A 23,947-nucleotide genomic window follows, 5' to 3' on the forward strand; every position below is an offset into this window, starting at 1 on the left:
CCGTACAGGCTCGGGGGCACAGTGCCGTCCGGATCAGCCGCGGCCGGCCCTCCGGCGCCGCACCACCAGGAACCCGCCACACGCCACCAGGGCCGCCGCCACACCGGACAGCACACCCACCGGCGCCCCGTTGCCCGTCTCGGCGAGATCACCGTCGCCACCACCCTGCGCCGACGGCGACGAGGACGGCGCCGAAGAAGCAGGCACCCCACCGCCGGCCGACGCACTCGGCGACGCCGACCCACCCGGCTCACCCGACGGCTCACCGGACGCACCCGACGACGGCGATGCCGACGCCGAACCCGACGGCGTCGAACCACCCGGCTCCTGCTCGTCCTCGCAGTCCGACCAGAACACCTTGTGCTTGGCGGACCCCTTCTCACCCTCGAACGTCCAGAACAGCTTGTAATGCCCGTCGGGCAGCGTCAGATCCCCGGTCCGGCCGTGACCCTCGGCGTCCAGCACCAGCGCACCGGACTCCACCCTCTCCCCCTTGTTCTCACTCGGAGGGATCGCGTCGATGTGCCAGTCGACCTTCTGCCCCCCGTCGAAACCGAAGGCATCCAGGTAGAAGGCGCACACATGCGGCTCATTGCGCCGCAGCTCCTCACCCGTCGAGGCGTCATGGATCTTCACCGTGCCGTTGTCGCCGGGGGGAGTGGCGTGGGCGGCCGGAGCGAACAGGAGAACCGAGGAAGCGGCAGCGCAGACAGCGCCGAAACGGGAGAGGGATCGCATCACAGGCAGTCCGTCTTCGAGAAGTGACAGGAACATGTGGAGGGGGCGGCTCAGCTTCCGGCCTCGCCCGGCCACACGTCAATCACGAACACACAACACTCGCACCGGCACACGGGAAACACACGGGAAACGGCGGCCCCACATCTCACACGGCGACGAAAGCCGCCGTCAGCAAAGCCACCCCCGACAACCCCATCACCCACGCGAGCCGCGACCGCAACAGACCACCCGCCACCACGACCGACGCCAGCAACAACGCACCACCGAGCGGAACCCACGCGTACAGCACACCCGCCGGACCCGAACGCACCGCGCCGTCACCACCGGGCTTCACGACCACCGTGTACGTCCGGCCGCGCTCCACCGCGACCGACTTCTCCAGCACCACCCGCGCCCGCGGCTGCGAACCCGCCGACAACGGCGTGTACCGGCCCCAGCACACCTCGGACCCACACCGCGACACATCGACCGTGCCCTGCTCCCGGCCCTTCGTCAGCATCACGTGCTGCGCCGTACCCCACGACGCCCACACACCCGCGATCAGGATCAGCACCACGACCGAACCCATCGCCGCGAACCGCCCGAACCGCAGCACGGCAGTCGAAGCCTGGGACGAAGAGGCGGCAATGGCAGGCATGGCCGGGATCATTGGCCATGCCTGAACGGCCCGTCAACCTCGACGGGTGACAAGTCAGGAGTTGTACGTGCTTTGCGCCCGCTCCAGCCCCTCGATCACCAGACACTCCACCGCATCCGCCGCCCGGTCCACGAAGTAGTCCAGCTCCTTGCGCTCCGACGACGAGAAATCCTTCAGCACGAAATCCGCCACCGGCATCCGGCCCGGCGGCCGCCCGATCCCGAACCGCACCCGGTGATACTCCGCACCGAACGCCTTCGTCATCGACTTCAGCCCGTTGTGCCCGTTGTCCCCGCCACCCAGCTTCAGCCGCAGCACCCCGTAGTCGATGTCCAACTCGTCATGCACCGCCACCACATGACCCACCGGCACCTTGTAGAAATCCCGCAGCGCGTTCACCGGCCCGCCCGACAGGTTCATGTACGACATCGGCTTCGCCAGAACCACCCGCCGGTTCAACGGCCCCGGCGGCCCGATCCGGCCCTCCACGACCTGCGCCTGCGCCCGCCCGGCCCGCTTGAACCTCCCCCCGACCCGGTCCGCCAGCAGATCGGCCACCATGAAACCCACGTTGTGCCGGTTCCCCGCATACTCCGGCCCCGGATTGCCCAGCCCCACGATCAGCCACGGAGCGGCCGCATCGGTCGTCACGTCCATGTCTCCTTCATACGCGTCGGCCGCTGCCCCGCACGGGAACAGCGGCCGACGAAACGACGACGCAGAGGATCAGGCCTCGGCGGCCTCTTCCTCAGCGGCCTCCTCGCCCTCCGGGGCCTCCTCGGCCTGCGCGGCCAGCACCTGGAGGACGACAGCGTCCTCCTCGACGGCCAGCGTGGTGCCCTTGGGCAGCGTGATGTCCTTCGCGAGGATCGAGGCACCGGCCTCGAGACCCTCGACGGACACCGTCACCGACTCCGGAATGTGCGTGGCCTCGGCCTCCACCGGCAGCGCGTTCAGCACGTGCTCCAGCAGGTAACCACCCGGGGCCAGCTCACCCTCGGTCTGCACCGGGACCTCGACGGTGACCTTCTCGCCGCGCTTCACCAGCAGCAGGTCCACGTGCTCCAGGAAGCCCTTCAGCGGGTCACGCTGCACCGACTTCGGGATCGCCAGCTCGTTCGTCTTGCCGTCGATGTCCAGCGCGATCAGGACGTTCGGCGTACGCAGCGCCATCAGCAGCGCGTGACCCGGCAGGGTCAGGTGCAGCGGGTCCGAACCGTGCCCGTACAGCACGCCGGGAACCTTGTCCTCACGACGGATACGGCGCGCGGCACCCTTGCCGAACTCGGTGCGCGTCTCGGCGGCGATCTTCACCTCGGACATGATCACTCCTCATAGTCAGAAAAACGGACGTGGTCACCCGGCCACGAACGGCCTGCTACGAAGAGCGCGTCGATAACGGACAGCCGCATCCCGAAGAACAACGGGAACGGCCTCCCTCGCCGAGCAACTGCAGCAGTCTACTCGGACAGGGAGGCCGCACCCAAAAGGATCTACGCCGGCACCACGCCGGGGCCTACTGCTCGTCGAACAGGCTCGTCACCGAACCGTCCTCGAACACCTCACGCACCGCACTCGCGATCGTCGGCGCGATCGACAGCACCGAGATCTTGTCCAGATCACCGCTCAGCTCCGACGGCGTCGGCAGCGTGTTCGTGAACACGAACTCACTCACCCGCGAGTTCTTCAGCCGGTCCGCGGCCGGACCCGACAGCACACCGTGCGTCGCCGTCACGATCACGTCCTCCGCACCGTGCGCGAACAGCGCGTCCGCCGCGGCACAGATCGTCCCACCGGTGTCGATCATGTCGTCCACCAGGACACACACGCGACCCTCCACCTCACCCACGACCTCGTGGACGGTGACCTGGTTCGCGACGTCCTTGTCACGCCGCTTGTGCACGATCGCCAGCGGCGCACCCAGACGGTCGCACCAACGGTCGGCCACCCGCACACGGCCCGCGTCCGGAGACACCACCGTCAGCTTCTCCCGGTCCACCTTCCGGCCCACGTAGTCCGCCAGCAGCGGCAGCGCGAACAGGTGGTCCACCGGACCGTCGAAGAAGCCCTGGATCTGGTCCGTGTGCAGATCCACGGTCAGGATCCGGTCCGCACCCGCGGTCTTCATCATGTCCGCGATCAGACGCGCCGAAATCGGTTCACGTCCACGGTGCTTCTTGTCCTGCCGCGCGTAACCGTAGAACGGCACGATGACCGTGATGGAGCGGGCCGACGCACGCTTCAGCGCGTCGATCATGATCAGCTGCTCCATGATCCACTTGTTGATCGGAGCCGTGTGGCTCTGGATCAGGAAGCAGTCGGCACCACGCGCCGACTCCTGATAACGCACATAGATCTCGCCGTTCGCGAAGTCGAAGGCCTTCGTCGGGACAACCCCGACACCCAACTGCTGGGCGACCTCCTCGGCAAGCTCGGGGTGGGCGCGGCCGGAGAAGAACATCAACTTCTTCTCGCCGGTCGTCTTGATCCCGGTCACAGCACTGTCTCCTCAGAGGTGTCGCAGCTGGGTGGCGAGAGACCTCGCAGCCGACTTGCCGGAGGCCGTCTCAGCTGGTGGGGGTGCGGGTTGTGCACTTATCACCGTACGCCGTGTTTGAGGCATCGGTTTCCGGTCAGCCCTCGCCGGCCGACTCCCGGGAAGCCGCCTCCGCCGCCTTCGCGGCCGCGCTCCCCGGACGCTTACGAGCCACCCAACCCTCGATATTCCGCTGCTGACCACGGGCCACGGCCAGCGAACCCGCCGGCACATCCTTCGTGATCACAGACCCCGCAGCGGTGTACGCACCGTCCCCCACCGTGACAGGCGCCACAAACATGTTGTCCGAGCCCGTACGGCAATGCGAACCGATGGTGGTGTGGTGCTTCTCCTGCCCGTCGTAGTTCACGAAGACGCTCGCGGCACCGATGTTCGTCTGGTCACCGATCGTCGCGTCCCCCACGTACGACAGGTGAGGCACCTTCGTCCCCTCACCGATCGACGCGTTCTTCGTCTCCACGTACGTCCCGATCTTGCCCTTCGCACCCAGCCGCGTCCCCGGCCGCAGATACGCGAACGGACCCACCGTCGCCTCCGCGCCCACCTCGGCACCCGCCGCCACGGTGTTGTCCACCCGCGCACCCGCGCCCACCCGGGTGTCGGTCAGCCGCGAGTTCGGCCCGACCTCCGCACCCGTGGCCAGATGCGTCGTGCCGTGCAACTGCGTCCCCGGGTGCACGACGACGTCCTGCTCGAAGGTCACGGTGACGTCGACCCAGGTCGTGGCCGGATCGACCACGGTCACACCCGCAAGCATCGCCTCGGTCAGCAACCGGTCGTTCAGGATCCGCCGCGCCTCCGACAGCTGCACACGGTTGTTGATCCCGGCGATCTCACGGTGGTCGCCGGCCACCGACGCCCCCACCCGGTGCCCCGCCTCACGCAGGATCCCGAGCACATCCGTCAGGTACTCCTCGCCCTGGCTGTTGTCCGTCCGCACCTTCTTCAGCGCGTCCGCCAGCAGCTGACCGTCGAACGCGAACACACCCGAGTTGATCTCACGGATCGACCGCTGGGCGTCCGTGGCGTCCTTGTGCTCGACGATGGCCGTGACGGCCCCCGTTGCATCGTCACGGACGATCCGCCCGTACCCCGTCGCGTCCGGCACCTCGGCGGTCAGCACGGTGACCGCGTTGCCGTCGGCGGAGTGCGTCCCGGCGAGAGCCCGCAGGGTCGCCCCGGTCAGCAGGGGCGTGTCCCCGCACACGACCACGACGGTCCCGTCCACGGACCCGCCCAGCTCCTCCAGGCCCATCCGCACGGCGTGCCCGGTGCCGTTCTGCTCCGCCTGCACGGCGGTGCGGACGTCCGGGGCGATCTCACCGAGATGGGCGGTGACCTTCTCACGGGCGTGGCCGACCACGACGACCAGATGCTCGGGCTGCAGTTCGCCGGCGGAGGCGAGGACGTGCCCCACGAGACTGCGGCCGCAGAGCTCGTGCAGGACCTTGGGTGTGGCCGACTTCATACGGGTGCCCTCACCCGCTGCGAGAACGACGACGGCTGCCGGGCGGTTGGCGCTCACGGGATGCCCTTCGGCTGTGGATGGGGTGGGGTGACATCCGCAGGATACCGGGGGGTTTTGTGGGGGGCATGGGTGCGGGTCCTGACCGAGGTCTTCCCAGTCAGGACCCGAACCGAGGCTTGGTGCGCCGTTGGCTCCCCCGCAAGGATTCGAACCTTGTCCTGCTGGTACCAAAAACCAGTGTGCTGCCAGTTACACCACGGGGGACAGCGCCTCAGACCTTACCGGAGACGTGCTTCAGCATGGGCCACGATGCCGCTCCACCAGCCCTCGATGCGGTTGTACAACTCGGCACCTCGGGCCACGGTGACGACCAGGCAGCCGTGGTAATCGTCGCCGGTGTTCTTGCGGACGGTCTTGGGGTTGTGCTTCTTGAGCGTCGGCTTGGCGAAGACAGATGTGTCGACGCCCGCGACGTCCGCCCAGTGACGGTGGGCGGCGTCCACATCTGCTGATTCATGGATGAGTACCCGGAATCGCAGCCGCTCCCGGTCCACCCCGAGAAGGTCGAGCCAGGCGAGGTAGACCTGGATCACTCCAGGGTCACTGTTGACGAACACGACCCGCTCGCGCCGGTCGTACGGCTTGCTCTTGGCGCCTTCGGCCCAGTACAGGGCGACGCCTGTGAGGAACAGCTCTCGATCCGTAAGTTGCCCGACCTCCTGCGAGGCGGCCTCCTTGACGCGCTCGCGCTCTTCGTCCTGAGTGGCGCGGAGACGGACGAGGCCCGCTTGCATCAGGGCCAGCTGCTGCTCCCGCGTGTATTTGGGTTCAGGCTTCGGCAGATCTCGTACCCAAAGCGACACCGAACTCCTCGAACACCCCAGCTCCACTTCGATCTGGTCGTATGTCCAGCCCTGGAGCCGTAGTTCCCTCGCCCTCTCCCTCAGGTCGTCCTTTGCGTTCGGACGCTTCGTCCAGGCCGGTGGTGGTTCTCCCTTCACCAGTCGATTGAGGATGTCGTTGTTGTAGATCCTCAGCTCGTCGCGGATCTGGCGGAGGCTGAGGCCTTGGCGTCGTAGCGCCACCGCCCTCTCCCGCAGCCCCTCGAAGTCGGCGTACTTGCCCGGTGCATGTGTCATACGCATACCGTCCGGGCGGAATGGAGGCCTCCGGGGTCGAACGGTGTGCGATTCAGCAGTTCGAGGGATATCGGGTGGTATCGCGGCCGAACGGTCACGGAGTGTGGTGTAGGCCAGTCCGGGAAATGCGACGGAAAACCGGCGGGAGCCGCCCGTAGGCTGGGAGGCATGACCGCGACGGGGGAAGACCATGTGACGGCCCGGGGAGGGCCGTGGTGGTGGGCCAGGCGGCGCAGCGCCGTGCTCGATGTGAGCCTGGCCGTGGTGTCCGCGCTGGAGTGCGCGCTGGAGGGGATCCCGTTCGCCGGGGACGCGGGGATCCCGGTGGCCGTGGGGGTCCTCTTCGGGTTGCTGGCCGGTTCCGTGCTGCTCGTGCGGCGGCGGTGGCCGATCGCCGTGGTGCTGGTGTCGATCGCCATCACGCCCGCCGAGATGGGCTTCCTGATGGGCATCGTGGGCCTGTACACGCTGGCCGCGGCCGAGCTGCCCCGGCGGATCATCGGTTCGCTGGCGGGGATGTCGCTGGTGGGGACGCTGATCGTGACGTTCGTGAAGACGCGGCAGGACATGTCGCGGGGGGATCTGGACATCGGGGACTGGTTCGTGCCCTTCGCGGCGATCACGATGTCGCTGGGCTTCACGGCGCCGCCGGTGCTGCTGGGGCTGTACGTGGGGGCGCGGCGGCGGTTGATGGAGAGTCTGCGGGAGCGGGCGGACAGTCTGGAGCGGGAGCTCCAGTTGCTGGCGGAGCGGGCTGAGGAGCGGGCCGAGTGGGCCCGGAACGAGGAGCGGACGCGGATCGCCCGGGAGATGCACGATGTGGTCGCGCATCGGGTGAGCCTGATGGTGGTGCATGCCGCGGCGTTGCAGGCGGTGGCTCGGAAGGATCCGGAGAAGGCCGTCAGGAATGCCGCGTTGGTGGGGGACATGGGGCGGCAGGCGCTGACGGAGCTGCGGGAGATGCTCGGGGTGCTGCGCAGTGGTGGGGACGGCCCGCCGCGTGAGCCGTCTGCCCCGGTGTCGGCATCGGTATCGGCATCTGCGTCGGCATCTGCGTCGGTGCCGTTGGCGGCTGTGGGGGTGGCTGCTGCTGCGGCTGCTTCGCGGGCGGCGGATGACGAGGGGCCGTGCCTGGCGGAGATCGAGGAGCTGGTGGGGCAGTCGGCTGCGGCGGGGATGGTGGTGGCGTTGTCGGTGGAGGGGGACGTGCGGTCGTATGCGCCGTTGGTGGAGCAGACGGCGTATCGGGTGGTGCAGGAGGCGTTGACGAACGTCCACAAGCACGCGGCCGGGGCGAAGACGTATGTGCGGCTGGCGCATCGGGTGTCGGAGATCGCGATGCAGGTGGAGAACGAGCCGCCTGAGGAGGCGGCGTCGTCGGCGCGGTTGCCGTCCGGGGGGAACGGGCTGGTGGGGATGAGGGAGCGGGTGTCGGCGCTGGGCGGGGTGTTCGTGTCGGGGCCGACGGATGCGGGGGGTTTCCGGGTGTCGGCGGTGATACCGGCGTCGTAGCCCGTTCGGGCGGGGCCGCCGACTGCGGACCGACCGCGGACCGAGCGCCGATCGACCGCGGACCGAACTTCGACCGACCGCAGACCGACCGCCGACCGAGCGCCGATCGACCGCGGACCGAACTTCGACCGACCGCAGACCGACCGCCGACCCCGGCCGGTGGTCGGGTGTCGCCGGCCGGTGGTCAGCCGGCGGTGAGGCGGTGGGGGGCGGTGCCGGCGATGAGGGTGGCGAGGGCCTGGTCGATGTCGTGGCCGAGGTACCAGTCGCCGGTGTGGTCGAGGGTGTAGACGCGGCCGTCGGTGTCGATGGCGAGGAGGGCCTGGCTGTCGGTCTCGGCGCCGAGGGGGCAGACGTCTGTGCCGAGGGCGCGGCCGAGGTCGCCGAGGGTGCGGGCCATGTGGAGGCCGTGCAGCGGGTCGAGGTGGAGGGTGGCGGGGGCGACCTGGCGGCCGGGGCCCGTGGGTGTGATGTGGAGTCCGCCGAATTCGGCCCAGGCCTCGACGGCTGCGGGGAAGACGGTGTGGCGGTGTCCCGCGGGGGAGGTGTGGTCGCGCAGGGCGTCGGCCCAGATCTCGGCTTGTTTGATGTCCCAGCGTCCGGGTTGCCAGCCGGCGGCGCGCAGGGCGGCGTCGACGGGTACGGCGAAGCGGGTGGTTGAGGTGCGGTCGGTGTGCATCTGCCCTTCGTCTCGTCGAGGTCATGGGTGGTGGCGGGTGCGCGCGGGCGCACGCCGGGTGTTCGGCTGTGCGGTGTGGTGGTGGGGGTGGGGGCGTCAGGTGTTCTGGGACGCCGGGTCGACTATCCGGACGCCGAAGTGGGCGCTGAGCGCGGTGCAGGCGCGGCAGGGGGTGGCGAAGCTGCCGTGGAGGGGGTCGCCGTCCTCGCGGATGCGTCGGGTGGTGAGTTTGGCCTGCTTGAGGGCTTTGCGCGCTTCGCCGTTGGTCATGGGTTTGCGTGCGGCGCGTTTGCTGCGTGCGGTGTCCGCGGCGGCGATGTGCCGGGAGATGAGGATCGTTTCGGCGCAGCGGCCCGTGCAGCGGTCGCGCTGGGCGCTGGGGAGGGTGTCGAGGAAGTCCTGGACGAGGGGGTGCAGGGCGGGGGGTGTGTCGCCGCGGGCGGCGGTGCCGGTGAGGGTGGTGCCGCGGACGGAGAGGGCGGCGGCGATGGTGGGGAGGATGCCGTCGCGGCGGTGCAGCAGGGTGGGGGCGTGGGCGGTTTCGGTGGTGCTCCAGCCGATGCGGGGGTCGCCGTTGCGGGGGTCGGCGTGGTGCGGGTCCCTGCCGCGGGGGTCGCCGATGCGCGGGTCGCCGTGCGGGTGGCCGGCTGCGGGGCCGGTGTCGCGGCTGCCGCCTCGGGGGTCGCCGTTTCGTGGGTCGGCGGACCTGCCGGTGTGTGGTCCCGTCTGCGTCGCGTTCATGATCGTCTTCCCCTCCGTGCATCCCCCCGGGGTCACAGACTGCCAAATGCCGTGGCTGGTGCGGAAGCTGGGGCGCGGCGACACGCCCGTAGCGGGTTGTGTCGTCACGGTGGGGTGACGGCTGGTCACGGAGGCGGAGGGGGCGCCGACCGGTGCCGGTGACCGGTGTCGTCGCACCGCATAGGCTGTCGGCACCGCGGGCGATGCGGTGATCCGTTCGGAGATCGATGCCGTGAACCGGAGGGGGATCCTTCGGGTCGGCGCGTGCGGTGAAGTGCAGTGAAGTCGAAACAGACGTGACAGTCGATACGGTTCGTAGTGCGCCAAGGGTGGCCAATACGGGTCGTACAGAGTGCCGCAGGGGGCAACCGCCATGACGACAGGTCGGCTCGGGCAGCAAGCCGCGCCGCCGAACGCGGCCTACGCCGGGCAGGTCGTGCATTTCCCGGATCCGGTGCGGGCGGCCCGTCACCCGAGAGGGGTACGGGTCGACGAGCATGGTTACCCCGACTTCTCGGCGTACGCCCGGGCGGCCGCGGAGATCGCGGAGCCGCCGGAGGGTTTCGGTGTCGACGAGTTGCGGCTGACGGACTACGTGTCGGCGAACACGGCGCTGTCGTCGTCGGGGCACGAGTTGTGGGACACGGTGCCGGCGGTGGCGACGCCGCACGGCTGGACGTGGCACCACGTGGTCGGTACGCGGCGGCTGGAGCTGGTCCCGGTCGAGGTGAAGGCGCTGCTGCGGCATCACGGGGGTGTGGCGACGTCGGGCGTGGACCATGCGAAGCGGGGCACGCGGCCGCTGCAGGAGACGCGTCCGGCGCACTTCGGGTTGCCGAAGTCGGGGGTCGCGGTCACCGAGTCGCAGGTGCAGGGTGTCGAGGAGGACCTCGGCTACCGGCTGCCGGGTGCGTACCGGTCGTTCCTGAAGGCGGCGGGCGGTTGCGCGCCGGTGGGTGCCGCGCTGGACGCGGAGCTGGGGCTGCTGGTCGATCAGCCGTTCTTCACGGTGCGGGACGAGGCGGCGGTCAACGACCTCGTCTACGTCAACAAGTGTCTGCGTGACCATCTGACCAAGGACTATCTGGGGATCGCGTTCGTCCAGGGCGGGTTGCTGGCCGTGAAGGTGAAGGGCGAGCGGATCGGCTCGGTGTGGTTCTGCGCGTACGACGACGCGCGGGACGTGGATCCCTCGGTGCCGCCGGCGGAGCGGGTGGAGCGGTTGCTGCTGCCGTGCGGCGACGACTTCGACGTGTTCCTGTCGCGGTTGGCGGGCAATCCGCCGGAGTTGGAGACGGTGGCGAACCTGATGGTGGACGGCGGGTTCGCGCGTGTGGTGCCGGTGGGTGCGGTGTCGTCCTCGGCCGTGGGGGAGTGAGGTCGGCGATGGTGACCTTCGCGCAGGCGCAGGAGCGCGCGGAAGAGTGGATCAACGGGGATGTGCCGTCGTACCAGCATCGTGAGGTGCGGGTGCGGGAGTTCGATCTCGGGTTCGTGGTGTGGGCCGAGGACCGGGCGGACGGGCCGCGGTCGGACGGTGGCGCGCAGCGGCTGGTGATCGCGCGGGACAGCGGCGAGGCGACGCTGTGGCCCGGCTTGCCGGTGGGCGAGGTGATTCGCCGGTACGAGGAGGAGTACGGCCGTCCGGACGCGGTGGACGAGCCGGCGGCGGCGCCCGCCGCGCGGGTGGATCTGAACCAGACGTCGTTCCTGCTGACTCCGCCGGAGTGGTTGCAGGACGCGGCGGACAAGCTGGGGATTCCGGACCGGCGGGGTGCGGGTGCCGAGGAGCGGGCTGCTTCCTCCGGCCCTGCTGCCGGTGCTGGTTCCCCTTCGGCGGTCGGGGCCTCGGCCGGTGGCGGGGCGGCTCCCGCACCGGGGGCGCCCGCGGAGCCGGGCAGTGGTGCGTCCGCGGCTCCCGCGCAGGGAGTGCCCGCGGAGCCGGGCAGTGGTGCGTCGTGGCCGGCGGCCGGGGGTGACTCCGGGGCCGACGCGGGTGCGTCCGGGTCTCCGGCCGCGCCGGGTGCGCCGGAGGGGGCGACGCCCTGGGCCGGTACGGACACCACCGCGGACGCGGGCGAGGACCGTTCCGTGCCGCTGCCGGCGACGGTCTTCGCGCCGCCGCTGAGCGGGGACGACGGCGACACTCCGCCGCCCTCGGCGATGCCCGAGGCCAAGACGACGCTGATGTCGGGCGGCAGCCAGCTGCCGCCGACGGCGCTGTCGCCGGCGTTGGACGACCCGAACGCGCAGGGCCCGGCGCCGGTGCCCGCGCCCGGTGGCCCCGGTCAGGGGAGTCCGGCCGGTCCGGCGGGCGCTCCGCCCGTGCCCGGGACGCCGCCCGCTGGTGTGCCGCAGGGCAGTACGCCGCCTCCGGCGCCCGGGGGGCAGCCGTACGGGTATCCGCAGGCGCAGGGCAGTACGCCGCCGCCCGCGTCCGGGGGGCAGCCGTACGGGTATCCGCAGCCGCCGGGCAGTACGCCGTCGGCCGCCGCGCCGCAGCCCGCCGGGCCGGGGGCCGCTCACAGCGCCGGGGACATCGCCGACGCCGCGACCAGCAAGGCGGCTCCGCCGCCCGGGCGCCGCGGGACGGGCCCCTCCACGCCGCCTCCTCCGGGTGCCCCGGGGACGCCCGGTGCTCAGCGGGGCGGTACGCCGCCGCCGTCGGGGCCCGGGGCGCCGGGTACTCCCGCGGGCGGGTACGTGCCCACGCAGATGGTGTCGGCGCTCGGGCCGGACGGTCCGGGCGGGGCCGGGGACCCGTCGGGCACGGGAGCGGGCGCGCCGCCGCCGGGGGCTCCGGGCACTCCGGGTGCTCCGCAGGCGGGCCCGGGTGCTCCCGGTACTCCGGGTGCGCCCAATCCGCCCGGTCCGCCGGGCGCGCCGCAGCCTCCGGGTGCCCCGGGCGGTACGCCGCCCGGCGGTGTCCATCACGCCGCCACGATGTTTGCCGACCCCGGGCGCATGGGCCCGGGTGCCCCGCAGCCGCCGGGTCCTCCCGGTGCGCCCGGTGCCCCCCAGGGTGCGCCGAGCCCGGGTGCTCCCAACGCGCCGGGCGGTCCGCGGCCTCCGGGTGCCCCGGGTGTTCCTGGTGCGCCGGGTGCTCCCGGCGGTCCTGGGCCCGTGCACCACGCGGAGACCGTGCTGGCCGCGCCCCCGGCGGGCGGCCCCGGCGTGCCTCCGCCGCCGCAGGCCCCCGGCGCACCACCCGCCGCCCCGGGTGCTGCACCGGGCACCCCTGGCACGCCCGGTGCGCAGCCGATGCCGCCCGGGATGCCGGGAGCGGTGCCTCCCGGTGTGCCGCCGGGTGCCGTGCCCCCCAATGCGATGCCGCCGCCCGGTCCCGGGCAGCCTCCCGCGTACGGGTATCCGCAGCAGCCCACCGGGCAGCCGACCGTCGGTCCCGGCTACCAGGCCGTGTTGCGCTACCGCGCGCAGGACGGTTCCGAGCAGCAGCTGATCCGGCGTTCGGCGCCGGGCACGCCGCACCCGGAGTGGCAGATCTTCCACGAGCTGCGGGCCATGAACGTGCCGCCGGACCAGGTGCTGGAGCTGCACACCGAGCTGGAGTCGTGCGAGCTGCCGGGTGCGTACTGCGCGCGGATGATCCGGGAGCAGTGGCCGCAGGCGCGGATCGCGAGCATCGCGCCGTACGGTACGGACCACGCGAGCCGGCAGCAGGGCATGCAGCAGCTGCTGGCCCACCAGGGCGAGTTGCACCAGGTGGCGGACGGCCCGGCGCGTCCGGCGCCGGTGCGCGCTCCGCTGCCGCCGGTGCAGATGGCGCCGCCGATCCCGCCGGAGGCCATCGGGCAGGAGCTGGGGGCCGCGTTCGGGCCGGGGGTGTTCCGGTTCGAGCAGGCCGCGGTGTCGCGGCAGGGTGTGCCGCCGATCGTGGCGCACACGCTGGTGGCGGCAGGACTGCCGATGGACATGGGCCCGTTCTTCTGGGCGCAGGCCCAGCCGGGGCGGCCCGTTCCGACGCTGGCGGAGCTGGCGGCCGAGCGCGGTGTGCAGCCGGCCTCGGACGCGGGTTCCTATCTGGTGATGGGCAGTGACTTCGGCAGGGCGATCTGCGTGCAGTACGGCACGGCGAACATCGTGGCCGTGCCGGTGGAGGCCGGGCCGGGCGGGGCGCCGGTGCCGCCGCAGTTCGTGAACACCGGGCTGCCGGAGTTCGCACGCTGCCTCGCCCTGCTGGGGCGGATGTGGCGGCTGCGGTTCGGGCTGAACCAGGAGCAGGCGGGCCGCTGGACCGTCGACTTCCAGGCGCAGCTCGCCGCGCTCGACCCGGCGGCGCTGGGGTCGCCGGAGAGCTGGTGGTCGGTCCTGCTGGAGCAGATGTGGGACGGGCTGCTGTGAGGCGTCGCCGCTGAGGCGGTGCCGCCGATGCGCCGCAAGGAGCCGGGTCCGGTCGCGCGAGCGACGGGGCCCGGCTCTTTCGTGCCCGCGGTGAGAAATCCTCGCGCCGGGCTGTCACATCTCTCCCCGCCGTTCCGTCAGTGCAGTGACAGCGACGCACCGCGGACCCAGGAGGCAGAGATCATGCAGGCACGGATGACGAACCCGGCGTTTGTCCTTTCCGGCGCGATGAAGGGCATCGGCACCCTCTTCCAGGCGATCGGGGAGGGCGGCCTGGCGCAGGACGTGGCGGAGATCGTCGGGCTGCGCGCCAGCCAGATCAACGGCTGCGGGGCGTGCGTGCACGGTCACGTCGCCAACCTCCGCAAGGGCGGGGCGAGTGAGGAGCGCATCGCGGCCGTCGCGGCCTGGCGGCACGCGCCCTTCTTCTCGGACGCCGAGCGCGCCGCGCTGAAGCTGACCGAGGCGATGACGAGGCTGTCCGACCTCTCGGGGGAGTCGGTGCCGGACGCGCTGTGGGACGAGGTGGCCGACCACTTCGACGAGAAGGAGCTCTCCGCGCTGATCCTCACCGTCGCGGTCACCAACATGTTCAACCGCATCAACACGACCATCCAGGAGCCCGCGGGCACCAGCTGGGGCTGACCGGCGTACGGCCCCGCCAGGGGCCCGTGACCCGTGTGCGGAGTGTCGTGTTACGAACACTTCCGTCGGATCCACCAAGATGTGCGCGAAATCATCCCGTTTCTAGCGCGACTTCACGTTCTGTGGTGGAGAGGGGTCCGGATGAGCGGCGCGACGGTGTCCCCGCACGGTTTCACGGCCGTGCGGGGACGCGGCTACCGTCCCGAGCAGGTCGACCAGTACGCCGAGACCCTCTCCGCGGACCGGGACGCGGCCTGGGAGAGGGCGGCCCGGCTGACGGTGCTGGCCCGGCAGATGGACGAGGAACTGGGGCGGCTGCGCGAGGCCGTGGCCCGGCTGGCCCCGCAGCACTACGAGTGCCTCGGGGAACGGGCACTGCGGCTCTTCGCACTCGGTGAGGAGGAGGCCGCTGCCGTACGGGAGGGGGCGTGCCGGGAGGCGCGGCAACTCGCCGACGGGGTGCGGGCGTCCGCGGCCGGGGTGCACGAGTCCGCCCGAGAGCATGCCGATGCCTTGCGCACGGACGCCGAGGAACGGGCCCGGCAGCGGCTGCTCGCCGCCACTGCCGAGGCCGACGAGATCCGGGACGCGGCCCGTCGCGAGGCGCAGGAGGAGCGGGGGGAGGCCGTGGCCGCGCTGCGGGAGATGCGGCACCGCACCTCCGGGATGCTGGCCGAGCAGGACAGGGAGCGCGCCGAGCGGTGGGCTCGGACGGAACGGGAGGAGGCCGCCCGGGTGGCGGAGCTCGACGCGCGCCACGAGGAGGCGGTGTCGGGCGCCCGGGACGCGCTGGCCGAGGCCGAGCAGGCCTTCGCCGACGCGGAGGACTCCGCCCGCGACCTGGAGGAGGAGGCCCGGGCCCATGCGGCGGAACTGGTCGCCGGGGCCCGTGAACACGTGCAGACCGTCGAGGAGGAGACCGACCGGCTCCTGCGCGAACACGCCGTGCAACGCGACGACGCCCTGGCCCATATCGACCACGTCCACCACAGCCTGACGGCTTGGGCGGGCCGGGTGGCGGCGGAGTGACGCCGCAGCTGTCCGTCCTCACCGACGCGGCGACTGGGCGCGTGCCTCGGCGGACCGTCGGCCGTCACTTGGCCGTCACCTTGATTCTCCACCGCCACCATCGCCGACGACGGAGGCGCTGCCCGGTCCGGGGCGCCGGTTCGGCCGGTGGCACGGCGGGCCGTGGTGGCCGCCGTGCCGTCCGTGTCAGTGGTCCCTGCGGGCCGCTCCCGCCAGGATCCAGCTCTCCACCGCCTCGTACTGGTGGCGTTGTTCCTCCGACTTCCGCCGGCCGGAGGCGATCGTGCCCAGCCAGCCGCAGGCGAAGCCCAGGGGTATGGAGAGCAGGCCCGTGGTGGTGAACGGGAACCAGTTGAAGTCGGCCTCGGGGAAGGCCGAGACCGGGGAGCCGGAGACCAGGTTGGTGCCCGGCATCAGCAGCAGGACGGCCAGGGAGCCGCCGATGAGGGTGCTGAGCAGGCCCGTTCGCGTGTAGCGGCGCCAGAACAGGCTGTAGACCAGCGCGGGCGCGATGGCCGAGGCGCCCAGGCAGAAGGACAGCGTCACCAGCGGTTGCAGGCTGCGGTGCTGGACCTGGGTGGCCAGGAGCACCGCGGGGAGACCCACGGCGAGGGCCGACAGCCGCGCCACGGTCATCTCACGGCGCGGAGACATCTCCTGCACCCGGGCCGCGAACACGTCGTGTGCCAGGGAGTTGGCGCAGGCCAGGATCATGCCGGCGACGGAGGCGAGCAGGGTGAGGAAGACCGCTGTCGTGACGGTCGTGAAAAGGAACGTCTCCGCCGACGACACGTCCGCGCCGAACGCCGCCTGCGAGCCCAGCAGGTACGCCGTGTTGCCCTGCGGGTCGACCTGCGCGATCAGTTCCCGCCCCACCAGCGCGGTCGCTCCGAAGCCGACGACCGTGATGACGAGCACGAACAGGGCCACGCCCGACACCGCCCAGGACATCGAGCGGCGCACCTGCCGGGCGCTGGAGGCCGTGTACATGCGCATGGTGACGTGCGGCAGGACGCCACCGCCGAGGACCACCGTCAGCTGTGCGGTGATCATGTCCAGGTCGGGGCTGGGGCCGCCGGAGAACTGCAGGCCCGAGGAGAGGAACGCCGAGCCCACGCCGCTGTTCCGGGCGGCCGCGCCGAACAGCGCCCCCGGGTCCCAGTCGAAGCGGTTAAGGATCAGCACCGCGACCACCATGCCGGAGCCGAGCAGCATCACGATCTTCAGGATCTGGATGAGGGCGGTGCCCTTCATCCCGCCGATCGCCGCGTAACTGATCATCAGCACGCCCACGCCGATGATGCAGCCGGTCTGCAGGGACTCGCCGGAGAAGCCGAGGATGAACGCCATCAGCTGCCCCGTCCCCGCCAACTGCACCAGCATCAGCGGAAGCAGCGCCGCCAGGGTCACCGCGCAGGCCGCGATGCGCACGGCACGTCCCGGCATCCGGCGGGTCAGCGCGTCGCCCATGGTGAACCGGCCCGCGTTGCGCAGCGGTTCGGCCAGCAGGAACATCATGAGCATCAGCGACAGCGCCGTGCTCAGCGCCAGTACGACACCGTCGTAGCCGAACAGTGCGATGACGCCGCCGGTGCCGAGGACGGTCGCGGCGGAGATGTAGTCACCGGCGATGGCGAGGCCGTTGCGCATGGGCGACAGGGAGCTGTAGCCGGTGTAGAACTCGTCCAGGTCGTCCCGGTCCGGGCCCGTCATCACGCACAGCAACAGCGTGACCGTGGCGACGGCGGAGAAGCCGACCAGGGACATCGTCTGGGCGTTGCCGCTGAAATCGGTGGTCACGGGGTGCCCTCCCGCTTCGCGTCCAGCTCGGCCAGCCTGCGGATCCGGTCCGCGATCGGGTCGACGCGGCGGCGGGCCGTCTGCTCGTACAGGGCGATCGCCAGCCAGGTCACGGGCACCTGGACGAGCGCGAGGAGCAGTCCGGTGGGCAGGCCGTCGGTGACGCTGCTCGTCATGAACGACGGCGCGAACGCCGACAGGATCAGGAAGAGGACGAAGTAGCCGAGGGCCGTGAGTGTGGCCACGCGCCGCTGCCAGCGGTAGGCGCTGCGCAGGACCCGCAGGTCGCTGTGGTGCCCCAGTGCGGCGTGCCGCTGGGGGCGCCGCCCTGCCGGTTCGGACGCCTCCTGCGGTGCCCAGGGGTAGGTGTCGTACGTGTACGGGTCGTAGGGCGCGGGCGGATCGGGTGGTCGGAACGGGTGGGGCGGGGACGGGTCGTAGGACATCCCGGTGCTCCTTGCGAGGGTGGTTTCCGGTGCGGCGGGCCGCAGGGAGGTGGGGGGCGGGAGCCACGCACGCTACTTCGGAGTAGGGGTCCAGCGCGAGGGTTTCGGCAAACTGATCGGTCGGTACGCGCTTACCTTTCCGACCTCGGGTGTTACTCGCGTTAACTCGTTCTTCCCGCAGCTCGTGGCGTATCGGGCGCGGTGGACCAACGCCACGGACGCGGGCACTCCGGTTGGGTCCTAGGGGCCGTCGGGGGCGGCGTCGAGCAGCCGGCGCTCGAAGCGGACCCCCGGCTGTCCGTCCACCGTCGTGTTCTCCACCCGGGTGAAGCCGCTGCGGGTCAGGACCCTCATGGACGCCGTGTTGTCCAGGGTCGTGACCGCGGTCAGGGATGTCAGGCCGTAGTCGGCGACGGCCAGTCGGCACACCTGTGCGACCGCTGCCGTCGCCACGCCCCGGCCGGCGGCCCGCCGGCCGACGCGGTAGCCGAGTTCGGCGCTGCCGTCCGCCAGGTCCATCAGGTTCACGCGGCCGATCAGCTCACCGTCCTCCGCGAGGACCACGTGGAACCGGCACACGCGCGCGTGCTGCTCGTCGAGGAGTGCCTGAAGGCGCGCGGCGAACCCCGCCGCCGTGAAGAAGGCGTCCCCGCGGTCCGGCACCGTGCGGGCGAAGTAGGCCCGGTTCTCCCGCTCGAAGGCCAGCAGCGCCTCCGCGTGCTCCGCCCGCAGCGGCTCCAAAGTGACCATGGGCGCGAGGATACGGATGTTCAGTCGTGCAGCACCGGGAATTTCCGGGGCGCGAGGAACAGCAGCACCAGGAACGCCAGGGCCGCCGCGCACGCCGCCCCCAGATAGACCGAGTGCACCGCGTCCGCGATGGCCCGCCGGGTCGCCTCCGGCACGCTGCCCGAGTCGAGCGCCCGCGTCACCGAGTCCAGGTCCCCCGCGCCGCCGAGCCGCGCGGCCAGCACCCCGTTGGCGACGGCGCCGAACACCGCCGCGCCGGCCGTCTGGCCGGTCTGGCGGCAGAACAGCACGGACGCCGTCGTGGTGCCGCGCTCCGCCCATCCCACCGTCGACTGCACTCCGATGATGAGCGGCAGCTGGAACAGGCCCAGCGCGGCGCCGAGCAGCAGCATCAGCAGCGTCGGCTGCCACGCCTGCCCCGGGTAGGGCAGGAAGGGGAACGCGAAGAGGATCAGCGCGGCCGCGCCGATGCCCAGCATCGCCGTGTTGCGGAAACCGATCCTGCGGTACACGTGCTGGCTCAGGGCCGCCGACACCGGCCAGCTCAACGTCCAGACGGACAGCACGAACCCGGCGGCCACGGGCGCGAGCCCCAGCACCGACTGGGCGTACGTGGGCAGGAAGACCGTCGGTGCGACCATCAGCAGGCCGAGCGCTCCCAGGGCCAGGTTGACCGCGGCGATCGTACGGCGCCGCCACACCCAGCCCGGGATGATCGGGTCCGCCGCCCGGCGCTCCACCAGCACCACGATCACCACCAGGGCGAGCCCCACGCCGAACAGCGCCAGGGAGGGCGCCGACAGCCACGGCCACGCCACCCCGCCCTGCACCAGCGCCGTGAGCAGCACCCCGCCGCAGGCGAACACCGCGAGCGCGCCCGCCCAGTCCACGCGCGCGTGCCCGGAGGTCTCCCGCTCCGGCTCGTGCAGGTGACGGACGATCAGCCACAACGCGACCGCGCCGATCGGCAGGTTGACCAGGAAGATCCACCGCCAGTCCGCATACGCGGCGAGCACTCCGCCGAGGCCCGGCCCGGCGACCGCGGACACCGCCCACACCGTCGACAGCTTCGACTGGATCCTGGGGCGGTCCTTCAGCGGATAGAGGTCCGCGGCGAGGGTCTGCACCGTCCCCTGGAGCGCACCGCCGCCCAGACCCTGCACGACCCGGAACGCGATGAGCGCCCCCATGTTCCAGGCCAGCGCGCACAGCAGCGAGCCGAGCAGGAACAGCACCGAGCCCGTCAGGAGAACCGGTTTGCGGCCGAAGGTGTCGGAGAGCTTGCCGTACACCGGCAGGGTGACGGTCACGGTCAGCAGATAGCCGGAGAACAGCCAGGAGAAGACGGAGAAACCGCCGAGGTCCCCGACGATCTGCGGAACGGCGGTCGACACGATGGTCGCGTCGAGCGCCGCCAGCGCCATCGACAGCATCAGTGCCGCGACGACGGCTCCGCGCCGGCCGGCCGTGGCGGAACGTGCGGCCTCGCGTGCCGTGGAACGGGTACTGCCCACCCCGGTGCCTCCCCCCGGCCCCGGCCGCGCCCGCGCCACGGGTCCCGTCGTATGCCTGCCCCTTGCACCTACCTGCCGCGGACAGCTTGCCACTTGACCTTGACGCGACGGGAGGGTGGAGCCTGAGTCGGCCGCCGGGGGGAGCGAACCCTGAGACTGTCTCCACCCATCGGCGGAGTGCCCCTAGGGGTACCTCCGTACTACGACCTGGGGAGGGTTCGTACCGACGGAGGACGAGACGGCCAGGGCGCCGTCCTTAACCTGGCTTTACGCCGCCGGGGGGCGGTGCGAACACCGGCGGGGGTGGGGTTTTCCACAGGAAAAGACTGCGCTGCACACCAGGGCGATGGACCCCTCCCCGCCGGGAGACTGACACACGTCGGACGGATTGCTGATCCGGCACCGCACACGGCGGCTGCCGACCGGGCGACCGTCTTCACCATCTGCCGACCGATATAGGAGACATACCGTGACTTCGGCTGTGACCATTCCCAGGCACGGGGGTACTGGAGGGCGTACGGCCGTTGCCGCGCGGGCTCGGCAGGTCGTGAAGGCGTACGGGTCCGGTGAGACCCGTGTCGTCGCCCTCGATCACGTCGACGTGGACATCGCACGTGGCCAGTTCACCGCGATCATGGGCCCTTCGGGGTCCGGCAAGTCCACCCTCATGCACTGCCTGGCCGGCCTCGACACCGTGACGGGCGGCCAGATCTACCTGGACGACACCGAGATCACCGGTCTGAAGGACAAGAAGCTCACGCAGCTGCGCCGGGACCGGATCGGATTCATCTTCCAGGCGTTCAACCTGCTGCCGACGCTGAACGCGATCGAGAACATCACGCTGCCCATGGACATCGCGGGCCGCAAGCCGGACAAGCAGTGGCTGGCACGGGTCGTGGAGACGGTCGGACTCGCCGAACGCCTCAAGCACCGGCCCACCCAGCTGTCCGGTGGCCAGCAGCAGCGCGTCGCCGTGGCCCGGGCCCTCGCCGCCCGGCCCGAGATCATCTTCGGGGACGAGCCGACCGGAAACCTCGACTCCCGCGCCGGCGCCGAGGTCCTGGGCTTCCTGCGCCGGTCCGTCGACGAGCTGGGCCAGACCATCGTGATGGTCACCCACGACCCGGTGGCGGCCAGTTACGCGGACCGGGTGCTGTACCTCGCCGACGGCCGCATCGTCGACGAGATGTACAAGCCGACCGCGGACGCCGTACTCGACCGCATGAAGGACTTCGACGCCCGGGGGCGCACGTCATGACCGTCCTGAAGACCTCGATGCGCAACTTCTTCGCGCACAAGGGACGGATGGCGCTCTCCGCGATCGCCGTTCTGCTGTCGGTCGCCTTCGTCTGCGGCACGCTCGTCTTCACGGACACCATGTCGACCACGTTCGACAAGCTCTTCGCGGCCACCTCCTCCGACGTGACAGTGAGCGCCAAGGGCGCCTCCGACACCGGTGAGACCACCGCCGACAACGGCAAGCCGCCGGTCATGCCGGCCTCCGTGCTGGGCGAGGTCCGCAAGACGCAGGGCGTGAAGTCGGCCGAGGGCACGGTGTTCTCCACCTCCGTGACCGTCGTCGACGGCGACAAGGAGAACCTGTCGCCCTCCAGCGGAGCCCCGACCATCGTGGGCAACTGGAACGACACCGACGCCCGCACCATGAAGATCACCTCCGGTGTGGCGCCCACGGGCCCCGAACAGATCATGGTCGACGCCGACACCGCCGACAAGCACGACCTGAAGCTCGGCGACGAGATCGGCGTGATCAGCGCGGTCGGCACGCACGAGGCGAAGGTCTCCGGCATCGCCGACTTCACCGTCACCAACCCCGGCGCCGCGATCTTCTACCTCGACACCAGGACCGCCCAGCAGGCCCTGGTCGGCGAGAACGACGTCTACACCAACGTCAACGTCACCGCGGCCGCCGGCGTCAGCGACGCACAGCTGAAGAAGAACGTCACAGCCGAACTCGGCGCCGGCTTCCAGGTGAAGACGGCCAAGGAGACCGCCGACGCCAACCAGAAGGATGTCGCGAGCTTCATGAACGTCATGAAGTACGCGATGCTCGGCTTCGCCGGGGTCGCCTTCCTGGTCGGCATCTTCCTGATCATCAACACCTTCTCCATGCTGGTCGCCCAGCGCACCCGCGAGATCGGCCTGATGCGGGCCATCGGCTCCTCCCGCAAGCAGGTCAACCGCTCCGTCCTGGCCGAGGCGCTGCTGCTCGGCGTCGTCGGCTCGGTGCTCGGCGTCGCCGCGGGCGTCGGCCTCGCCGTCGGCCTGATGAAGGTCATGGGCACGGTGGGCATGGAACTGTCCACCGACGACCTGACCGTGGCCTGGACGACCCCGGTGGTCGGCCTCGTCCTCGGCGTGGTCGTCACCGTCCTGGCCGCCTACCTGCCGGCCCGGCGCGCCGGCAAGATCTCCCCGATGGCCGCCCTGCGCGACGCGGGAGCCCCCTCGGACGCCAAGGCCGGCTGGATCCGGGCCGCCATCGGCACCGTCCTCACCGGCACCGGCGGCTTCGCCCTGTACCTCGCGGCCGCGGCCGACAAGGCCAAAGAGGGCTCGATGTGGCTCGGCCTCGGTGTGGTGCTGACGCTGATCGGCTTCGTCGTCATCGGCCCGCTGCTCGCCGGCGCCGTGGTCCGCGTCCTGGGCGCTGTCCTGCTGCGCATGTTCGGCCCCGTGGGCCGCATGGCCGAGCGCAACGCCCTGCGCAACCCGCGCCGGACCGGGGCGACGGGCGCAGCCCTGATGATCGGCCTCGCCCTGGTGGCCTGCCTGTCCGTGGTCGGCTCCTCCATGGTGGCCTCCGCCACCGACCAGCTCGACAAGACCGTCGGCACGGACTTCATCATCCAGCACGACCGCGGCCAGTTGATCACCCCGCAGGCGGTCAAGGCCGCCAAGTCGGCGCCGGACGTCGAGCGGGTCACCGAGTACAAGCTGGGCAGGGCCGACTTCACCACCCCCGACGGCAAGACGCTCAAGGACACGTCGATCACCGCGGCCGACCCGTCGTACGCGACCGACCTGCGCACCGAGACCGTCGCCGGCAAGCTCCCCGACGCTTACAAACCCGACTCGATGTCGGTCCACGAGAAGTTCGCCGAGGACCACGGCATCACCCTCGGGTCCAAGATCAAGGTCGCCTTCAAGGACGGCTCCGCGGCCGAACTGACCGTGCGGGCGATCACCAGCAGCGACGTCGTGATCGACGCGGGCGCGATGTACACGTCCATCTCGACGATGGCCAAGTACGTCCCGGCCGACAGGATGCCGCTGGACTCGCTGGTCTTCGCCAGCGCCAAGGAGGGGCAGCAGGACGCCGCGTACAAGTCCCTGAAGTCGGCGCTGCACGACTACCCGCAGTACGTCGTGCGCGACCAGACCGACTACAAGGACGCCCTGAAGGACCAGATCGGCCAGCTGCTCAACATGATCTACGGCCTGCTGGCCCTGGCGATCATCGTCGCCATCCTCGGTGTGGTGAACACCCTGGCCCTGTCGGTGGTGGAGCGCACCAGGGAGATCGGCCTGATGCGGGCGATCGGCCTCTCCCGCCGCCAGCTGCGCCGCATGATCCGCATGGAGTCCGTCGTCATCGCCCTCTTCGGCGCCCTGCTGGGCCTCGGACTGGGCATGGGCTGGGGCGCCACCGCGCAGCAGCTGCTCGCCCTGGAGGGCCTGGGAGTCCTGGACATCCCCTGGCCGACGATCATCGGGGTCTTCATCGGCTCGGCGTTCGTGGGCCTGTTCGCGGCCCTGGTCCCGGCGTTCCGGGCGGGCCGGATGAACGTCCTCAACGCCATCGCGACGGAGTAGCGGCACATACCGAGAACCACCGCACACGGGGGTTGCGGGGGAACCCGGCGCCGGGGAGTCCAGTCCAGGGCTGCCCGGCGCCGGGCGTTTCAACGG

At 71.1% G+C, this 23,947-nt stretch carries 20 protein-coding genes and 1 tRNA gene; 7 read left to right on the forward strand and 14 right to left on the reverse strand.

Translation table 11 applies throughout. The features are described from left to right. Window positions 1-33 precede the first annotated feature (33 nt). From ACIQU3_RS14730 to ACIQU3_RS14765, 8 genes are all read right to left on the reverse strand, one after another. Entirely contained in the window at window positions 34-738 is a 705-nt protein-coding gene (locus ACIQU3_RS14730) for an LPXTG cell wall anchor domain-containing protein (protein ID WP_403925218.1), read from the reverse strand. A gap of 145 nt (window positions 739-883) precedes the next feature. Further along, on the reverse strand, window positions 884-1,387 hold the full coding sequence (locus ACIQU3_RS14735) for a hypothetical protein (RefSeq protein ID WP_403925221.1): 504 nt from the start codon (window positions 1,385-1,387) through the stop codon (window positions 884-886). 42 nt (window positions 1,388-1,429) lie between these two features. Then, window positions 1,430-2,032, reverse strand: coding sequence for an aminoacyl-tRNA hydrolase (gene pth / locus ACIQU3_RS14740; RefSeq protein ID WP_403733065.1), 603 nt, complete (start codon window positions 2,030-2,032; stop codon window positions 1,430-1,432). Between the two features lie 69 nt (window positions 2,033-2,101). Next, window positions 2,102-2,698: a 50S ribosomal protein L25/general stress protein Ctc gene (locus tag ACIQU3_RS14745; RefSeq protein ID WP_403733068.1), complete on the reverse strand. Its 597-nt coding sequence runs from the start codon at window positions 2,696-2,698 to the stop codon at window positions 2,102-2,104. Between the two features lie 193 nt (window positions 2,699-2,891). Then, window positions 2,892-3,872, reverse strand: a complete 981-nt coding sequence (locus tag ACIQU3_RS14750; protein WP_234850236.1) for a ribose-phosphate diphosphokinase — start codon at window positions 3,870-3,872, stop codon at window positions 2,892-2,894. Between the two features lie 136 nt (window positions 3,873-4,008). Further along, complete coding sequence (gene glmU, locus ACIQU3_RS14755; protein WP_403925224.1) at window positions 4,009-5,457, reverse strand: bifunctional UDP-N-acetylglucosamine diphosphorylase/glucosamine-1-phosphate N-acetyltransferase GlmU; 1,449 nt, start codon at window positions 5,455-5,457, stop codon at window positions 4,009-4,011. Between the two features lie 131 nt (window positions 5,458-5,588). Further along, window positions 5,589-5,664, reverse strand: a tRNA-Gln gene (locus ACIQU3_RS14760). 14 nt (window positions 5,665-5,678) lie between these two features. Next, window positions 5,679-6,539, reverse strand: coding sequence for a hypothetical protein (locus ACIQU3_RS14765; protein WP_403925227.1), 861 nt, complete (start codon window positions 6,537-6,539; stop codon window positions 5,679-5,681). Window positions 6,540-6,707: 168 nt separating this feature from the next. Here ACIQU3_RS14765 and ACIQU3_RS14770 point away from each other — a divergent pair, with 168 nt between their 5' ends. Continuing rightward, window positions 6,708-8,051: a sensor histidine kinase gene (locus ACIQU3_RS14770; RefSeq protein WP_403733082.1), complete on the forward strand. Its 1,344-nt coding sequence runs from the start codon at window positions 6,708-6,710 to the stop codon at window positions 8,049-8,051. Between the two features lie 184 nt (window positions 8,052-8,235). Here ACIQU3_RS14770 and ACIQU3_RS14775 read toward each other — a convergent pair whose 3' ends face one another. Beyond that, the gene (locus ACIQU3_RS14775; RefSeq protein WP_403733086.1) at window positions 8,236-8,730 is read right to left on the reverse strand and encodes an SUKH-3 domain-containing protein; all 495 of its coding nucleotides are present in this window, start codon (window positions 8,728-8,730) and stop codon (window positions 8,236-8,238) included. A 96-nt stretch (window positions 8,731-8,826) separates the two neighbouring features. Then, window positions 8,827-9,471, reverse strand: a complete 645-nt coding sequence (locus ACIQU3_RS14780) for a YwqJ-related putative deaminase (RefSeq protein ID WP_403733089.1) — start codon at window positions 9,469-9,471, stop codon at window positions 8,827-8,829. A 373-nt stretch (window positions 9,472-9,844) separates the two neighbouring features. On the opposite strand from ACIQU3_RS14780, the gene ACIQU3_RS14785 reads away from it, so the two are divergent. The 4 genes from ACIQU3_RS14785 to ACIQU3_RS14800 all read left to right on the forward strand — a co-directional run bounded on the left by ACIQU3_RS14785 (window position 9,845) and on the right by ACIQU3_RS14800 (window position 15,507). Then, window positions 9,845-10,849 (forward strand): SMI1/KNR4 family protein, encoded by a 1,005-nt coding sequence (locus tag ACIQU3_RS14785; protein ID WP_403733092.1) that lies wholly within the window; start codon window positions 9,845-9,847, stop codon window positions 10,847-10,849. A gap of 8 nt (window positions 10,850-10,857) precedes the next feature. Further along, window positions 10,858-13,833: an SUKH-4 family immunity protein gene (locus ACIQU3_RS14790; RefSeq protein WP_403925230.1), complete on the forward strand. Its 2,976-nt coding sequence runs from the start codon at window positions 10,858-10,860 to the stop codon at window positions 13,831-13,833. A 183-nt stretch (window positions 13,834-14,016) separates the two neighbouring features. Then, complete coding sequence (locus tag ACIQU3_RS14795; RefSeq protein WP_366712670.1) at window positions 14,017-14,478, forward strand: carboxymuconolactone decarboxylase family protein; 462 nt, start codon at window positions 14,017-14,019, stop codon at window positions 14,476-14,478. Between the two features lie 141 nt (window positions 14,479-14,619). Further along, the gene (locus ACIQU3_RS14800; protein ID WP_403733098.1) at window positions 14,620-15,507 is read left to right on the forward strand and encodes a cellulose-binding protein; all 888 of its coding nucleotides are present in this window, start codon (window positions 14,620-14,622) and stop codon (window positions 15,505-15,507) included. Window positions 15,508-15,693: 186 nt separating this feature from the next. On the opposite strand, the gene ACIQU3_RS14805 is transcribed toward ACIQU3_RS14800, so the two are convergent. From ACIQU3_RS14805 to ACIQU3_RS14820, 4 genes are all read right to left on the reverse strand, one after another. Further along, window positions 15,694-17,307, reverse strand: a complete 1,614-nt coding sequence (locus tag ACIQU3_RS14805; protein ID WP_403733101.1) for a cation acetate symporter — start codon at window positions 17,305-17,307, stop codon at window positions 15,694-15,696. Continuing rightward, window positions 17,304-17,753 (reverse strand): DUF485 domain-containing protein, encoded by a 450-nt coding sequence (locus ACIQU3_RS14810; RefSeq protein ID WP_403733104.1) that lies wholly within the window; start codon window positions 17,751-17,753, stop codon window positions 17,304-17,306. The genes ACIQU3_RS14805 and ACIQU3_RS14810 overlap by 4 nt, the downstream gene beginning before the upstream one ends. Window positions 17,754-17,993: 240 nt before the next feature. Further along, window positions 17,994-18,503, reverse strand: coding sequence for a GNAT family N-acetyltransferase (locus ACIQU3_RS14815; protein WP_403925232.1), 510 nt, complete (start codon window positions 18,501-18,503; stop codon window positions 17,994-17,996). Between the two features lie 20 nt (window positions 18,504-18,523). Continuing rightward, window positions 18,524-20,017 (reverse strand): MFS transporter, encoded by a 1,494-nt coding sequence (locus ACIQU3_RS14820; RefSeq protein ID WP_403925235.1) that lies wholly within the window; start codon window positions 20,015-20,017, stop codon window positions 18,524-18,526. A gap of 469 nt (window positions 20,018-20,486) precedes the next feature. Here ACIQU3_RS14820 and ACIQU3_RS14825 point away from each other — a divergent pair, with 469 nt between their 5' ends. Further along, window positions 20,487-21,275: an ABC transporter ATP-binding protein gene (locus ACIQU3_RS14825; protein WP_403733113.1), complete on the forward strand. Its 789-nt coding sequence runs from the start codon at window positions 20,487-20,489 to the stop codon at window positions 21,273-21,275. After that, on the forward strand, window positions 21,272-23,851 hold the full coding sequence (locus tag ACIQU3_RS14830) for an ABC transporter permease (RefSeq protein WP_403733118.1): 2,580 nt from the start codon (window positions 21,272-21,274) through the stop codon (window positions 23,849-23,851). Before ACIQU3_RS14825 ends, ACIQU3_RS14830 begins: the two co-directional genes overlap by 4 nt. Window positions 23,852-23,947 lie beyond the last annotated feature (96 nt).

It is taken from the genome of Streptomyces sp. NPDC101110 (genome assembly GCF_044759525.1).
Taxonomy (GTDB): domain Bacteria; phylum Actinomycetota; class Actinomycetes; order Streptomycetales; family Streptomycetaceae; genus Streptomyces.

Excerpts from the sequence above, each read along its gene's own strand:
- ACIQU3_RS14795 (WP_366712670.1), top strand. The coding sequence starts at position 14,017 with ATGCAGGCACGGATGACGAACCCGGCGTTTGTCCTTTCCGGCGCGATG.
- ACIQU3_RS14790 (WP_403925230.1), top strand. The coding sequence starts at position 10,858 with ATGGTGACCTTCGCGCAGGCGCAGGAGCGCGCGGAAGAGTGGATCAAC.
- ACIQU3_RS14810 (WP_403733104.1), bottom strand. The coding sequence starts at position 17,753 with ATGTCCTACGACCCGTCCCCGCCCCACCCGTTCCGACCACCCGATCCG.
- ACIQU3_RS14775 (WP_403733086.1), bottom strand. The coding sequence starts at position 8,730 with ATGCACACCGACCGCACCTCAACCACCCGCTTCGCCGTACCCGTCGAC.
- ACIQU3_RS14785 (WP_403733092.1), top strand. The coding sequence starts at position 9,845 with ATGACGACAGGTCGGCTCGGGCAGCAAGCCGCGCCGCCGAACGCGGCC.
- ACIQU3_RS14730 (WP_403925218.1), bottom strand. The coding sequence starts at position 738 with ATGCGATCCCTCTCCCGTTTCGGCGCTGTCTGCGCTGCCGCTTCCTCG.
- ACIQU3_RS14830 (WP_403733118.1), top strand. The coding sequence starts at position 21,272 with ATGACCGTCCTGAAGACCTCGATGCGCAACTTCTTCGCGCACAAGGGA.
- pth (WP_403733065.1), bottom strand. The coding sequence starts at position 2,032 with ATGGACGTGACGACCGATGCGGCCGCTCCGTGGCTGATCGTGGGGCTG.
- ACIQU3_RS14765 (WP_403925227.1), bottom strand. The coding sequence starts at position 6,539 with ATGACACATGCACCGGGCAAGTACGCCGACTTCGAGGGGCTGCGGGAG.
- ACIQU3_RS14745 (WP_403733068.1), bottom strand. The coding sequence starts at position 2,698 with ATGTCCGAGGTGAAGATCGCCGCCGAGACGCGCACCGAGTTCGGCAAG.
- ACIQU3_RS14800 (WP_403733098.1), top strand. The coding sequence starts at position 14,620 with ATGAGCGGCGCGACGGTGTCCCCGCACGGTTTCACGGCCGTGCGGGGA.
- ACIQU3_RS14780 (WP_403733089.1), bottom strand. The coding sequence starts at position 9,471 with ATGAACGCGACGCAGACGGGACCACACACCGGCAGGTCCGCCGACCCA.
- ACIQU3_RS14770 (WP_403733082.1), top strand. The coding sequence starts at position 6,708 with ATGACCGCGACGGGGGAAGACCATGTGACGGCCCGGGGAGGGCCGTGG.
- ACIQU3_RS14735 (WP_403925221.1), bottom strand. The coding sequence starts at position 1,387 with ATGATCCCGGCCATGCCTGCCATTGCCGCCTCTTCGTCCCAGGCTTCG.
- ACIQU3_RS14815 (WP_403925232.1), bottom strand. The coding sequence starts at position 18,503 with ATGGTCACTTTGGAGCCGCTGCGGGCGGAGCACGCGGAGGCGCTGCTG.